The 13,306-nt window shown below is 31.7% G+C and carries 13 protein-coding genes; 9 read left to right on the top strand and 4 right to left on the bottom strand.

What is annotated here, in order from left to right; genetic code table 11:
- Window positions 1-126 precede the first annotated feature (126 nt).
- Genes ACFX5F_RS06370 through ACFX5F_RS06345 form a run of 6 tightly spaced genes read left to right on the top strand, consistent with a single transcriptional unit; the run spans window position 127 to window position 4,875 of the window.
- Window positions 127-729 (top strand): trimeric intracellular cation channel family protein, encoded by a 603-nt coding sequence (locus tag ACFX5F_RS06370; RefSeq protein WP_379851019.1) that lies wholly within the window; start codon window positions 127-129, stop codon window positions 727-729.
- 35 nt (window positions 730-764) lie between these two features.
- Window positions 765-1,757: a GNAT family N-acetyltransferase gene (locus ACFX5F_RS06365; protein ID WP_379851017.1), complete on the top strand. Its 993-nt coding sequence runs from the start codon at window positions 765-767 to the stop codon at window positions 1,755-1,757.
- Window positions 1,758-2,885, top strand: a complete 1,128-nt coding sequence (locus ACFX5F_RS06360; protein ID WP_379851015.1) for a DegT/DnrJ/EryC1/StrS family aminotransferase — start codon at window positions 1,758-1,760, stop codon at window positions 2,883-2,885.
- 1 nt (window position 2,886) lies between these two features.
- The gene (locus tag ACFX5F_RS06355; protein ID WP_379851013.1) at window positions 2,887-4,161 is read left to right on the top strand and encodes an O-antigen translocase; all 1,275 of its coding nucleotides are present in this window, start codon (window positions 2,887-2,889) and stop codon (window positions 4,159-4,161) included.
- A complete protein-coding gene (locus ACFX5F_RS06350; protein WP_379851011.1) occupies window positions 4,158-4,397 on the top strand; it encodes a hypothetical protein in 240 nt (79 codons plus the stop codon). Before ACFX5F_RS06355 ends, ACFX5F_RS06350 begins: the two co-directional genes overlap by 4 nt.
- Before the next feature lies 1 nt (window position 4,398).
- A complete protein-coding gene (locus ACFX5F_RS06345) occupies window positions 4,399-4,875 on the top strand; it encodes a nucleotidyl transferase AbiEii/AbiGii toxin family protein (protein WP_379851009.1) in 477 nt (158 codons plus the stop codon).
- On the opposite strand, the gene ACFX5F_RS06340 is transcribed toward ACFX5F_RS06345, so the two are convergent.
- Window positions 4,862-6,010: a glycosyltransferase family protein gene (locus ACFX5F_RS06340; RefSeq protein WP_379851007.1), complete on the bottom strand. Its 1,149-nt coding sequence runs from the start codon at window positions 6,008-6,010 to the stop codon at window positions 4,862-4,864. The genes ACFX5F_RS06345 and ACFX5F_RS06340 overlap by 14 nt on opposite strands.
- A gap of 41 nt (window positions 6,011-6,051) precedes the next feature.
- On the opposite strand from ACFX5F_RS06340, the gene ACFX5F_RS06335 reads away from it, so the two are divergent.
- A complete protein-coding gene (locus tag ACFX5F_RS06335; RefSeq protein ID WP_379851005.1) occupies window positions 6,052-7,134 on the top strand; it encodes a glycosyltransferase in 1,083 nt (360 codons plus the stop codon).
- A gap of 4 nt (window positions 7,135-7,138) precedes the next feature.
- The gene (locus tag ACFX5F_RS06330; protein WP_379851003.1) at window positions 7,139-7,543 is read left to right on the top strand and encodes a sugar 3,4-ketoisomerase; all 405 of its coding nucleotides are present in this window, start codon (window positions 7,139-7,141) and stop codon (window positions 7,541-7,543) included.
- Here ACFX5F_RS06330 and ACFX5F_RS06325 read toward each other — a convergent pair.
- From ACFX5F_RS06325 to ACFX5F_RS06315, 3 genes are read right to left on the bottom strand one after another with little or no spacing between them, the layout of a single operon-like run.
- Complete coding sequence (locus tag ACFX5F_RS06325) at window positions 7,529-8,455, bottom strand: glycosyltransferase family 2 protein (protein WP_379851001.1); 927 nt, start codon at window positions 8,453-8,455, stop codon at window positions 7,529-7,531. The genes ACFX5F_RS06330 and ACFX5F_RS06325 overlap by 15 nt on opposite strands.
- Window positions 8,456-9,346 (bottom strand): glycosyltransferase family 2 protein, encoded by an 891-nt coding sequence (locus ACFX5F_RS06320; protein WP_379850999.1) that lies wholly within the window; start codon window positions 9,344-9,346, stop codon window positions 8,456-8,458.
- Window positions 9,346-10,029, bottom strand: coding sequence for a cell division ATP-binding protein FtsE (locus ACFX5F_RS06315; protein ID WP_379850997.1), 684 nt, complete (start codon window positions 10,027-10,029; stop codon window positions 9,346-9,348). The genes ACFX5F_RS06320 and ACFX5F_RS06315 overlap by 1 nt, the downstream gene beginning before the upstream one ends.
- Before the next feature lie 239 nt (window positions 10,030-10,268).
- Here ACFX5F_RS06315 and ACFX5F_RS06310 point away from each other — a divergent pair, with 239 nt between their 5' ends.
- Window positions 10,269-13,283, top strand: coding sequence for a tetratricopeptide repeat protein (locus tag ACFX5F_RS06310; RefSeq protein WP_379850995.1), 3,015 nt, complete (start codon window positions 10,269-10,271; stop codon window positions 13,281-13,283).
- Window positions 13,284-13,306 lie beyond the last annotated feature (23 nt).

The following is a 13,306-nucleotide window of genomic DNA, read 5'->3' as shown; positions in this document are numbered from 1 at the left end:
AGTTATTATGGTGCTAAGTTACCACCTTTTTTTAAATTCTATAATGGAATAGTTTACCTATCACAAATGCAGTTTTTAAGGAGTATTTTCTTTAAATTTGTAAAAATCCAAAATTTTATATTTTAAATGTTTCATCTATTAGATATCATCGGTTCGATGGCTTTTGCCATGTCTGGCGCATTGACGGCAATGAATAAAAAGCTGGATCCTTTTGGGGTTTTTATCATTGCTTTTGTAACAGCTGTGGGTGGAGGAACTTTACGTGACATCATGATTGGCAGAACGCCGGTGGGGTGGATGCGTGATATTAATTACGTTTATGTAATTGTGATGGGATATATTCTGGCCATACTTTTCAGGAAAAAATTTGATAAATTGCGAGCTTCCCTATTTTTATTTGACACAATAGGATTAGGTGTTTTTACGTTAATAGGTCTTGAGAAAGGTATAAATATTGGCCTTCATCCAGTAATTTGTATTGCACTAGGTACCTTGACAGCGTGTTTTGGCGGTGTGATTCGTGATATTTTATGTACTGAAATTCCGGTTATTTTTAGGAGAGAGATTTATGCTACGATTTGTATTTTGGGTGGAATTGTCTTTTTTCTGCTTCGAAAATTAGATTTAGACAACGATGTCTTATACCTGACAACCTCGTTGGTTATAATCTCAGTTCGTCTAATGGCCGTGAAATTTAAATGGTATTTACCCACTTTAGAACATAAATAAAAAATGATTACTTTCACGAAGTCTAAAATCAAGTAGTGAAAAATTTCTCCGTCAAACAATATCAGGAAAGCGATTATGAAAATTGGAATGCCTTTGTAGGTCAAGCCAAAAATGCTACTTTTCTGTTTCATCGTGATTTTATAGAATATCACAAGGATCGATTTGAGGATTATTCTTTGATGGTTTTTGATAATGAAAAGTTAGTTGCTATTTTGCCAGCGAATAAAGTGGAGAATGAAATTTTTTCACATCAAGGATTGACTTACGGAGGATTAGTTTATAATGAAGTGTCTAAATTGATGACCGTAATTACTGCTTTTAGGGCTGTTTTGTTGTTTTTGGCAGCAAATGAAATAGAAAAACTGCATCTAAAAACGATTCCATCAATTTATCACAATAAGCCTGCTGAAGAAATCCAATATGCTTTGTTTTTGGCAGAAGCCAAATTAGTGAGAAGAGATAGTTTGTCTGTGATTGATTTATCACAAAAATATGATTTTTCAAAAATTAGAAATAGAGGCGTTCTAAGAGGAAAAGCATGCGGATTAGTTATTAAAGAAGAAACTGATTTTGAATCTTTTTGGAACGAAGTTTTGATTCCGAATTTAGACGAAAGACATAATGCAAAACCTGTTCATTCATTAGAAGAAATTAACGTGTTAAAAAATAATTTTCCGTCTAACATCAGGCAGTTTAATGTTTATCATAAGGATAAAATTGTTGCGGGAACAACTGTTTTTGAAAGCGAAAGAGTCGCACATTGCCAATACATTTCAAAATATGAAAGTAAAGAGAATCTAGGAAGTTTAGACATTTTGTATCATTTTTTAATCACAGATGTTTTTGCCAATAAACGATTTTTTGATTTTGGAATTTCGAATGAAGCGCAAGGAAAAAAGCTCAATGATGGCTTAACGTACTGGAAAGAAAGTTTTGGAGCAAGTACGATTGTTCACGATTTTTACGAAGTTGAAACTAAAAATTATGTTAAGCTAGATTGCTTTTTTACTAAATCAAATAATGACTGAATGATACAATTTCTTGATTTAAAAAAAATAAACGAGCCGTATGAAGCCGCTTTTCAAGAAAAATTGGAAACGGTTTTATATAACGGTTGGTATATTTTAGGGAATGAAGTCAAGGAATTTGAAACTAATTTTGCCAAGTATTGCGGAACAAAACATTGCATTGGAACAGGAAATGGTTTTGACGCTTTGGTTTTGATTTTTAAAGGGTATATTCAACTTGGAAAATTACAAAAAGGGAATGAAGTCATCGTTCCTGCAAACACCTATATCGCAAGTATTCTAGCTATTTTACAAGCTGATTTGATTCCTGTTTTGGTCGAGCCAAAGCTGGAAACCTACAACATCAACCCAGATTTAATTCAAGGAAAAATCACTTCAAAAACAAAAGCGATTTTAGTAGTTCATCTTTATGGCCAATTAGTTGAAATGGATAAGATAAATGAAATTGCAGTTGCGAATGGTTTGCTGGTTATCGAAGATGCAGCTCAGGCTCATGGCGCAATTTCAGAAGTCGAAAGTCGAGAGTCGAGAGTCGAAAATTTGGACATGCAGAATATAAATGTTAAAACCCAGGCATATAGTTTTTATCCTGGAAAAAATTTGGGAGCTATAGGCGATGCGGGTGCAGTTACTACAGATGATCCTGAATTAGCCAAAGTTATTCAATCGCTGCGGAATTACGGTTCGGAAACGAAGTATTACAATGATTATATCGGTATAAATTCAAGGCTGGATGAATTACAAGCTGCATTTTTAAATGTAAAGTTGCCAAATTTAGATGTTGATAATGAATTACGTAGAATAATAGCAAAACGTTATTTGTCCGAAATTAAAAATGAGAAAATAAGGCTTCCGTTTTGGGATTTATCAAATAATCATGTTTTTCATTTGTTTGTTATTAGAACTCAAAACAGACTTGCTTTACAAGAATATTTAGACCAAAACGGGATTCAAACGGTGATACATTATCCAGTTCCGCCACATAATCAAAAGGCACTGTCACTATGGAATCATTTGTCTTTTCCTATTACTCAAAAAATTCATGATGAAGTGCTAAGCTTACCCATAAGTCCTGTTTTGACAATGGATGAGGTCAGTTATATTGTGAAAATTTTAAACGAATATTAAATTGGAATTCATTAAAAAGATAACCCAAACACAGCTGTTTAAGATTTCATCTTTGAATAGTTTGAGCGTCATTCTAAAAATTGGAATTGGATTAATAACTTCAAAATTATTAGCTGTATTTGTAGGTCCAGGCGGAATGGCATTAGTTGGGAATCTTAGAAATTTTTTAACTTCATTAGAAAGCATTTCGACTTTAGGATTTCAAAACGGAATTATAAAATACACTGCAGAAAATAAAAAAAATGAAAATGAGCTCAATAAAATAATCGCAACAGTTTTTATCAGTTTATTGGGTATTGCGATTGTTTTAAGTTGTGTTTTGTATTTTTTTGCCTCCTTTTGGGACAAGGCGATTTTTGGGAATGATTTTGATTACGCAATTGTTTTTAAGTCATTAGCATTGGTTTTGCCTTGGTATGCGATTTCTGTTTTTTTGCTCGCCGTACTTAATGGTTTAGGGCAATTCAAAAAAGTGATTTGGATTAATATAATAGGAAATGGAATTGGTTTGTTAGTTTCCATCATCATGATTTTGCAGTATGAAACATTAGGGGCTTTACTTTCTTTAGTGATTTCACCTGCATTGTTGTTTTTTGTGACGTTCTATTTTATAAACAAAGAAATTAATTTTTTCAGGACGATTCGGTTACATCAATATGATTTTCAAATTATAAAGAATTTGTCATCCTATTCTTTAATGGCTTTGGTTTCATCCTTTTTAGGACCTTTAGTTTTTTTGGCCATCAGAAAAAATGTAATTGAGATTGTTGGCTTAGAGGAAGCCGGTTTTTGGGAAACAATTACGCGAATTTCGACTTATTATATGCTGTTCGTCACCACAATTTTGAGTGTCTATTTTTTGCCAAAATTAGCTGTTGCCCAGAATAATCTGGAGACTAAAAGAGTGTTTTGGAGTTTTTATAAAACGATTTTGCCTCTTTTTATAGCTGGGCTTGTCATAGTTTATTTTCTGCGCTTTTTCATTGTTAATTTGCTTTTCACCAATGCGTTTCTTCCTGTGACCACTTTGTTCTTTTGGCAGCTGACAGGCGATGTTTTAAAAGTGGCTTCTTTGATTTTAGGATATCAGTTTTTCGCAAAAAAGTTAACCGTAGCCTTCATATTCTCAGAATTATTTTCACTTGCCGTTTTGTATTTTTCAAGCCTTTATTTCATTAGAGAATTTGGAATTCAAGGGGTAGTCATGGCACAAGCTTTTGATAATTTGGTTTATTTGTTGGTACTTTGTGTTTATTTTAAAAAAAGTTTGTTTTGATCCTTCATATTAATTGGACAAAAAATGTTAATTTTGATATTCAATATTTTACTATGGAAATGCATTTTCAAACCAAAGAAGAAAGCAACAAAAAGCAACAAGAAGCTTTCCTGAAACTATCAGGAATTGAACGTATTTATAGTTTTCTGAATTTGGTGTATCAAGTTAATCAGTATCCGACGAAAAACAAAGTGGATAAATCCAACAACTTTACAATTACGATAAAATCTAAATAGTATGTTTCAGCCTTGGGAAGAAAATATTAATAGTTTCGTTTCTTTAGCCAACAAATATAAGGTTAGAATGCTAATGGTGGGAGGTGGCGCAGTAAATTTTCATGGGTATCAGCGTCATTCTTCGGATGTCGATTTTTGGATAGAAACTACCGAAGAAAATTTTAGGAAATTAGTTATGGTTTTTAATGAGATGGGATTTGAAATAGAGGATTTTCCTTTGGTAGTAAAAGAACAAAAACAAAATATTTCTATCAAATTTTCTCCTTTAGATTTAGATTTAGAATTGATTACGAAGTTTTCTGTTAATAAAACTTTTGATGAAGCTTATAGAGACAGCATAGTTTCAGAGGTTAATAGCAATACCTTTTTTAGATGGAATGTACTTTCTTTAGAAGACTTGATTACCAGTAAAGTAAAAGCCAATAGACCAAAAGATTTATTAGATATTCAGCAACTTAGAGAAATTAATAAGAAGTAGTTTTGGAATTCCAAACCTCAAAATACTGCTCTGCAATCTTGATGTAATCATGTTCTTTCTCAATAAAAGTTCGAGCTCGATTTGCAATTGCTATTATTTCGTTTGGATTCTCAATCAAAAATGACAATTCATGGACTAAATAATCTACATCAGGTAAAGCATTTATGCAGACTCTTTCCGTTAAATTATAGTGTTCTGTAAACTCCTTTTCAGCTCCAGTAAAAACTACTTTTCCTTTAGCCATGGCTTCTAATGCATTATAACCTTGGTCATTTGCATAGGTTTGGTCTAATAAAATATGTGCTTTATTGTATATATTAATATAGGTCGAATAAGGAATATCACGGGTTGTAATTATTTCAACTTTCCTGCTATATTTCTGCTCAATAGTACGCAACGCTTTTTCAAAATAATCATTTCCTTTTTTAAAATAATTGGCTTTATTAATTCCATGAAAAATGATAATTTTATTAGAAATTGTCAAAGGCTGAAAGTCAATTTTAGCAGTGTTTATGGGATTTGGGATTAATCCTGAATATTTGGAATTATTCAACAATGGAATATGATAATCGATATCTGATGCTATAATTCCTACGATGTTCGAATAAATAAATTGATGTAATTTTTTAAAGGATGAAGTTCTAAACTTCAATACATTTCCAAACCTTTTTGGATTAATTCTCCCCGCTAAATAACCTTGAATACCTGATTTGTAATTTGGATTTTCAAAACAATATTCCACATTTAGATAGTCATAACCTGAAGATAACAAATAAGTTTTTGAATTATTTTGAAAGAGAAAATCTAGAATTTTTTTTTCAAAATAATATTGGCAATAAAAGCTATTTTCATTGATAAGTTGTACAACATCAAAGCCTGTAAATTTTGATTTGTTTTTTTTAAACTGAAGATAGGTGAGATAAGAACTTATGTCAAACCCAAAAATGGCATTTACAGTTATTTTTATTTTTTTCAAAAATCCGGAGTCCCATTTTTTTTCAATAGGGAAATCGACAGGATAATTTTTAAAACCATCCTGATGACCTAAAATATAAACTTCATGACCTAATTCCTGTAAACCTTCTTTGAGAGAGTTGTGTAATCGGCTGAATTCACCAACAAGTAAAACTTTCATTTATGTGTATATTTGACAAATATATTTACTTTTAGATAAGAATGACACAAAACAAAAACAAAGTAGCCATAATTTCGACCTCATTAGGAAGTGGCGGAGCAGAACGATTTGCTTCCTTGTTAAGTTTTATGTTGGAAAAATTAAATATCGAAGTACACAACATAATTATAAACGATGTTGTTGATTATGAATATGCCGGTAAATTAATGAACTTAGGGATTGAAAGTACGGATTCTTTTCCATTTTTTAAAAAAATTAGAAAAGGATTTCTATTGAATCACTATTTAAAAAAAAATGGAATAAATGGTATTATTGACAACAGACCTCGAAATAATTTGACCAGAGAAATTATTACTAAATGGATATATGGTGACAGAAGAAAATGGTTTCTTGTTCATAGTTATAATACAGATACTTATTTTCCTAAACCTATTTTTTTTTCTAAATTTTTATATCAAAATGCAGAAAAGATTATATGTGTTTCTCAAGCTATCGAAGAAATAATAAAGTACAAGTTTGATTTTAAAAATACAGTTACGATTCATAATCTGTATGATTTTTCTAAAATTGAAATAGAAAAAAAAATTCCTATTTCTGAACAGTATATTATGTATTTTGGGAGGTTTGATGAAAAAGTAAAGAATTTTAGTTTAATGCTGGAAGCCTTTTATCTTTCAAAAATTCACCTTCAAGGTTATAAATTACTTTTGATGGGAGAAGGGCCTGATTTAGGGATTATTCAGGAAAATATTAAACTATTACAATTGGAGGAGTTTGTAATAATTTATTCATTTAATAAGAATCCATTTCAATTTGTTAAGCAAGCCAAATTTACGATTCTGACCAGTCGTTATGAAGGCTTTCCTTTATCTATAGTCGAATCATTAGCTTTAGGAACGCCTGTGATTTCAGTAGATTGTAAATCTGGTCCCAATGAGCTTATAAAAGATGGCTTCAATGGTTTATTGGTTGAAAATAATAACCCGCATCTTTTCGCAACTGCAATGAAGCAATTGGTTGATGATACTAATTTGTATGATTTTTGTAAAAAAAATGCGGCTAAAAGTGTAGAACATTTATCTTTAGAAACTATTTCAAAACAGTGGGAATCCATTTTATTTTAAATCTATGACAACTACAAATGATATTCGGCTAATCGAAATTCCCAAAATTTGCGATTCAAGAGGGAATCTGTCCGTTATCGAGGGAGATACAATACCATTCGTATCCAAAAGAGTGTACTATTTATATGATGTTCCAAGTGGCAGCGAAAGGGGAGGACATGCACACAAAGTACAACAAGAACTGTTGGTTGCTTTAAGCGGAAGTTTTGATGTTATTTTGAACGATGGTGAGGCAACAAGAAAAGTAACGTTAAACAAACCTAACATTGGCCTTTTGATTCCATTGGGAATTTGGAGAGAATTAGAAAATTTTTCCTCTGGTTCCGTTTGTTTGGTATTGGCGTCGGATGAGTTTGATGAAGGGGATTACATCAGAGATTATCAAGATTTCAAATTATTTAAAGACTGACGAACCCAAGCCGCTATTGGCTAAAATTAATTTCAAATGGATTAATGCTTTTAATATAACCGAAGGCATTGCCAGTAGAAGTCGTTTTTTGAATGTTATGTTTTTCAAATCAATCGCTTTATAATAACAATTGAAATTTTTATCATCAGCAATTAATTTTGATTTTATTGCCAATGAAAACCGATTCAAATCAAGGAATTTTTTTAGACTTGGATTCGTTTTTTCTGGTTGCTCAAATTTCGAAAAATTAATTTTTTTGTTTACATAATTTTTGTTTTTCGAAAGGCTATTTTCATCATAAATATATCGTGCCAAGATTTTCCAAGAAAATACAACAGGATAATTAATCCCTATTCGAATCCACATATCAGTATCTTGACCGCTTTTTATTTCACTATCAAAATTTCCGGTTTCTTCGAAAATAGTTTTATGAAAAACGGCACAGGAAGTGCAAATAATGGTTTCTTTGCTACTGGCTGTAAAGTAGTTTACGATTTCACAATCATTAGTTTTTACAATCGAATAGCTGGCAGGAATTACTTTTTTTGACGTTTCAATTTCAATGGCTGCAGAAAATATTTTTTCCTGAGGATAACTTTGAATGATTTTAAACATTTCTTCTAAAAAATCCGGATACCAATAATCATCGGCATCTATAAAGCTAATATAATCAGACTGTGCTTTTTCTATTCCATCATTTCTTGCTGATGAAACTCCGTCATTTTCTTTATAAAAATATCGAATTCTTGGGTCATCAAACCCTTTTATAATCGTAGCGCTGTTATCTGTTGAGCCATCATTTATAATCAGTAATTCAAAATCAATAAACGTTTGATTGAGAACACTTTTTAAGGTGGCTTCAATGAATTTTTCTTTATTGAAAAGTGGAATTATTACAGAAAAAAAAGGCATCTATTTACTGTTTAAATAACAAAAATAGCCAATTTTATAGCAGTCAAATGCTAATAGAGTTGGTTTTTCTGAAGTTAGATGATTTTCGAGTCTTGATTGCAGTTTTTGAAATAGCTTTCCGATCCATAAATTAATTTTCAAATCGCAAAGCATTTTATGAGTCTTAATTATTTTACTTTCGATTTCAATTTTTGAATTGGTTTTTGAAATAAATAAAAGTGTTTCAAGGGCCGTTTTAGTTTTGGATAAAAAAAGCGATGAAGTTTCTAAATTCAAATGAAATACCGGATTTTCAATATGTTCAATGTCAATATTTTCTAGCTTTAGATTTTGAATGAAAGCGAAGTCTTCATAACCATAGTTTGTTATTTTTTCATCAAATAAAATGGCGTCAAAAACTGTTTTTTTTATTAAAATATTGGAAACAAATGTGGTTGAATAAGGATTTTTTTTCCGTTGAGAAACTGAAATAGCTTCTCTTTTTTGTCCAAATGTCCACCGTAATAATTGGTCATTAGTCGGTTTTTCTTTGGTGTAAACGATTCCTCCAAATAAAACTTTTTCTGCCGATAAGTTAATTCGGCTAATGTAGTTTAAAATAAAATCCGAATTTTCAGGAAAAGTATCGCAATCTAGATAAAGCAACCAATCATAATTTGCCTTTGAGGCCAATAAATTCCTGATTTTGCTTCTTCCAATATTTTCTGATAATTCAATAAAGGAACAATTTGTTAAAAATTGAATCGCGTTATTTTCTAATTTATTTTGCGTTGATGCATCGTCAATACCTATAATCTCAAAATTTATTCCGCAATCCGTACATTGCTTATGTAATTCCAGGACAAGAGGATAAGCATTATAATTATATATCGGAATAAGAATGGAAAGCATTACGCCGTTCTCTGAACCACTTCAAAAATTCTTTCATCTTCACATTTCAATGTTTTCGAAGGGAATTTCATTAGCAATGCATAATCGTGAGTAGCCATGATTATAGTTTTTCCGTTAGCATTGATGTTTTTTAATACTTCCAATACTTCGGCACTGGTTTGTGGGTCTAGATTTCCGGTTGGTTCGTCTGCAAGTATCAGTTCAGGATCGTTTAGCAATGCTCTAGCAATAGCTACACGTTGTTGCTCACCACCAGAAAGCTGGTGTGGCATTTTATTTCCAAATTCTATCATGCCAACTTTATCCAGCACTTCGTCAATTTTTCGTTGCATTTCTTGATTGTCAGTCCAGCCGGTTGCTTTAAGAACAAATAACATATTGTCTTTTACAGTACGATCTGGTAGTAATTTGAAATCTTGAAAAACGATTCCAATCTTTCTTCTCAAAAAAGGAATGTCATTTTCTTTTAAAGTCGCTAAATCAAAATCTACGATATGGCCTTCTCCTTCAGTTAATGTTAAATCGCCATATAAGGTTTTCATTAAGGTGCTTTTTCCAGAACCTGTTTTTCCAATTATATATAGAAACTCTCCGTGATTTACCTCTAGGTTTATATGAGATAAAATCGTTTTTCCTTCTTGGTAAATGGTTACATTTTTTAAAGACAATACAGGTTGAGACATAGGAGATTTTGTTTATTGGGTAAAAGTAATAAGATAACGGTTGTATTCAAAATAAATTTTATTCAATTAAGAAGAATTACTTAAATAATAAGTGCTTGAAGAAGGAATGATTATCTAATATAGACTCCTTCATACTTCCTAAATCTAAATTGTTTAAAAAAATGTTCATAATAAAAACGAATAACGATTCGTTATAGACTACAGAATATGATACATTTGAATTATTAAATAAAAATACAATGCGTAAAATTTCTTGGCTCTACTTATTTCTTCTTTTTATTATATCTGCTGCCGGTTCAGCACAACAATCAACGATTTATACACATGATTTAAAAGATTATAATAAAGCGCTCTCTTTATTTAATGATAAGCAATATGCATCAGCTCAAATTATTTTCAGCAAAGTAAAAGAAACGGCTGCCACCGAAGAACTAAAATCGGATTGTGCTTACTATATTGCAAATTGTTCTATTCGTACTAATCAGTCCAATGCAGATGAATTGATGGAACAATTTGTTGCTGATTATCCAACAAGCACAAAACAAAATCAAGCATACATTGAAGTGGCTCATTATTATTTTGACCAAGGGAATTATCCACAAGCGTTGCAATGGTTTGATAAAGTGGACGAAAGCCAATTGAGCAGCAGCGATCGTGATAAATTCAATTTCCAAAAAGGATATAGTTTTTTTAATGCCAAAAAGAAAAAGGATGCCACAGTCTATTTGAATAAAGTGGTAAACTCCGCTGAATATGGTTCTCAGGCCAAATATTATCTTGGTTTTATGGCTTATGAAGGAGATGATTACAAACAAGCTACAAAATATTTTGACGAAGTTTCGGGTGAAGAGAAATACAAAGAAAAGCTTTCGTATTACCAAGCTGACATGAACTTTAAGCTAGGAAATTTTCAGAAAGCAATTGATTTAGGCGGAAAAGCGATGGCCAAATCAAATCCTGCTGAGAAATCAGAATTGAATAAAATTATTGGCGAAAGCTATTTTAATTTAAAACAATATGACAAAGCCATTCCTTATTTGGTTGCTTACAAAGGAAAAAAAGGAAGATGGAATAATACCGATTTTTATCAGTTGGGATATGCGTATTACAAACAAAAAGATTACGAAAATGCCATTTCCCAATTCAATAAAATCATTGGAGGAAAAGATTTCGTAGCCCAAAACGCGTATTACCATTTGGGAGAAAGTTATTTGAATACAGATAAAAAGCAACAGGCGTTGAATGCTTTCAAAAATGCATCCGAAATGAATTTTGATCCAGCTATTCAAGAAGATGCGAGTTTAAATTACGCAAAATTGAGTTATGAAATAGGAAATTCATATCAAAGTGTTCCTTCTATTTTACAAGCTTTCCTGAAAAAATATCCAGAAAACTCGAGCAGTTCTGAAATAGAAAAATTGTTGATTGATTCTTATATTTCTTCTAAAAACTATAAAGAAGCTTTAGTTTTATTGGAAAGAAATAAATCACCTGAAAATAAATTAGCGTATCAAAAAGTTCTTTTCTACAGAGGTTTAGAATTGTATACCGATGGGAATTATGAAGAAGCATCGAAAATGTTTACTAAATCTATCAGCGAACAAAGAGATGCCACTTTTACCGCACGCGCTACTTTTTGGAAAGGAGAAACGGAATATGTACAGAATGATTTCAAAGAGGCATTGATAAGTTTTAAACAATTCATGGGTTTGGCTCAAGCCAAAGAAACACCCGAATTTAAAAACATTAATTATAACATTGCCTACGCGTATTTCAAATTGAAAGTATACGATCAGGCTGGGAATTATTTCCAAAGCCAAATTGCAACTTCAACAGCCGATAAAGTAAGATTGAACGATTCGTATCTGCGTTTAGCGGATTGTCGTTTTGTTACTTCAAAATACGGAGCGGCGATGGATGCTTACAACAAAGTGATCGAATCGAAAAGTGTTGATGCTGATTATGCCTACTTCCAAAAAGCAATTTCTTATGGATTTATTTCTAAAAACGATAAGAAAATTGAAGAACTAAATGCTTTTTTACAATTATATCCAAAATCAGATTATAGGGATGATGCAATATTCGAACTTGGAAATACCTATGTTGCCGAGAACAAAAATGATCTTGCGATAAAAACATACGATCGATTAAATACGGAATTTAAGAAAGGTTCTTTTACTTCTCGATCTATTTTGCGTCAGGGATTAATTTATTACAATTCGGATAAAGATGAGCAGGCTTTAGTTAAATTTAAAAAAGTAGCTGCTGATTTTCCTAGAAGTCCTGAGGCATTAGAAGCCGTTGCAACCGCCAGACTTATTTATGTAGATGGCGGCAGAGTCGATGAATATGCGAACTGGGTACGAACTTTAGATTTTGTTGCCGTTACGGATGCTGAACTTGATAATGACACCTATGAAGCTGCCGAAAAGCAATATCAACAAAATAACACAAAACAGGCAATTGCAGGATTTAGTGGTTATGTGGCTAAGTTTTCAAGAGGAATTCACGCTTTAAATGCAAATTATTATCTGGCTCAACTGTATTATGCAGAAGGTTTAGTAGACAAATCAATTCCTAATTATGAGTTTGTAATCGCACAGCCACGAAGTGAATTTACAGATCAATCTTTGTCAAGATTAGCTCAGGTTTTTCTAAAAAACAAAGAGTACAATAAAGCAATTCCTGTTTTGTCTCGATTAGAAAACGAAGCTGATTTATCTCAAAACAGAACATTTGCGCAGTCGAATTTGATGAAAAGTTATTATGACATCAAAGACTATTCGAATTCTGTGATTTATGCGGAGAAAGTTTTAATGAATCCGAAGACGGATGATAATGTAAAAAGCGATGCTCAAATTATAATAGCACGCGCAGCAATACAAACAGGCGATGAGTCAAAAGCTCGAACTGCTTATGCAAAATTATTGACTATCGCCAAAGGTGAATTAGCTGCCGAGGCCTTGTATTATGATGCTTATTTTAAAAATAAAGATGCGAAGTTTGAAACCTCAAATATTGCAGTTCAAAAATTAGCAAAAAATTATTCCAGCTATAAATATTTTGGAGCCAAAGGATTGATATTGATGGCGAAAAACTTTTATGGATTGAAAGACAGTTATCAGGCAACTTATATTTTGGAGAATGTGATTCAAAATTTCACTGATTTTCCAGATGTAGTCTCTGAAGCGCAAACTGAATTAGATATCATTAAAGCCGAAGAATCCAAAACAAATTCATCCGTAACGAAGTAATTTAAAGATAAAGAATGGAATTA

The organism is Flavobacterium zhoui (assembly GCF_042787235.1).
Lineage (GTDB): Bacteria > Bacteroidota > Bacteroidia > Flavobacteriales > Flavobacteriaceae > Flavobacterium > Flavobacterium zhoui.
Note: the sequence above shows the minus strand (reverse complement) of the source record. Positions and strands in the feature narration are given on the sequence as shown.

Bases quoted from the DNA above. Each gene is read 5' to 3' on its own strand.
- ACFX5F_RS06340 (WP_379851007.1), bottom strand. From the start codon at position 6,010: ATGAAAGTTTTACTTGTTGGTGAATTCAGCCGATTACACAACTCTCTC.
- ACFX5F_RS06335 (WP_379851005.1), top strand. From the start codon at position 6,052: ATGACACAAAACAAAAACAAAGTAGCCATAATTTCGACCTCATTAGGA.
- ACFX5F_RS06320 (WP_379850999.1), bottom strand. From the start codon at position 9,346: ATGCTTTCCATTCTTATTCCGATATATAATTATAATGCTTATCCTCTT.
- ACFX5F_RS06370 (WP_379851019.1), top strand. From the start codon at position 127: ATGTTTCATCTATTAGATATCATCGGTTCGATGGCTTTTGCCATGTCT.
- ACFX5F_RS06345 (WP_379851009.1), top strand. From the start codon at position 4,399: ATGTTTCAGCCTTGGGAAGAAAATATTAATAGTTTCGTTTCTTTAGCC.
- ACFX5F_RS06315 (WP_379850997.1), bottom strand. From the start codon at position 10,029: ATGTCTCAACCTGTATTGTCTTTAAAAAATGTAACCATTTACCAAGAA.
- ACFX5F_RS06310 (WP_379850995.1), top strand. From the start codon at position 10,269: ATGCGTAAAATTTCTTGGCTCTACTTATTTCTTCTTTTTATTATATCT.
- ACFX5F_RS06360 (WP_379851015.1), top strand. From the start codon at position 1,758: ATGATACAATTTCTTGATTTAAAAAAAATAAACGAGCCGTATGAAGCC.
- ACFX5F_RS06325 (WP_379851001.1), bottom strand. From the start codon at position 8,455: ATGCCTTTTTTTTCTGTAATAATTCCACTTTTCAATAAAGAAAAATTC.
- ACFX5F_RS06330 (WP_379851003.1), top strand. From the start codon at position 7,139: ATGACAACTACAAATGATATTCGGCTAATCGAAATTCCCAAAATTTGC.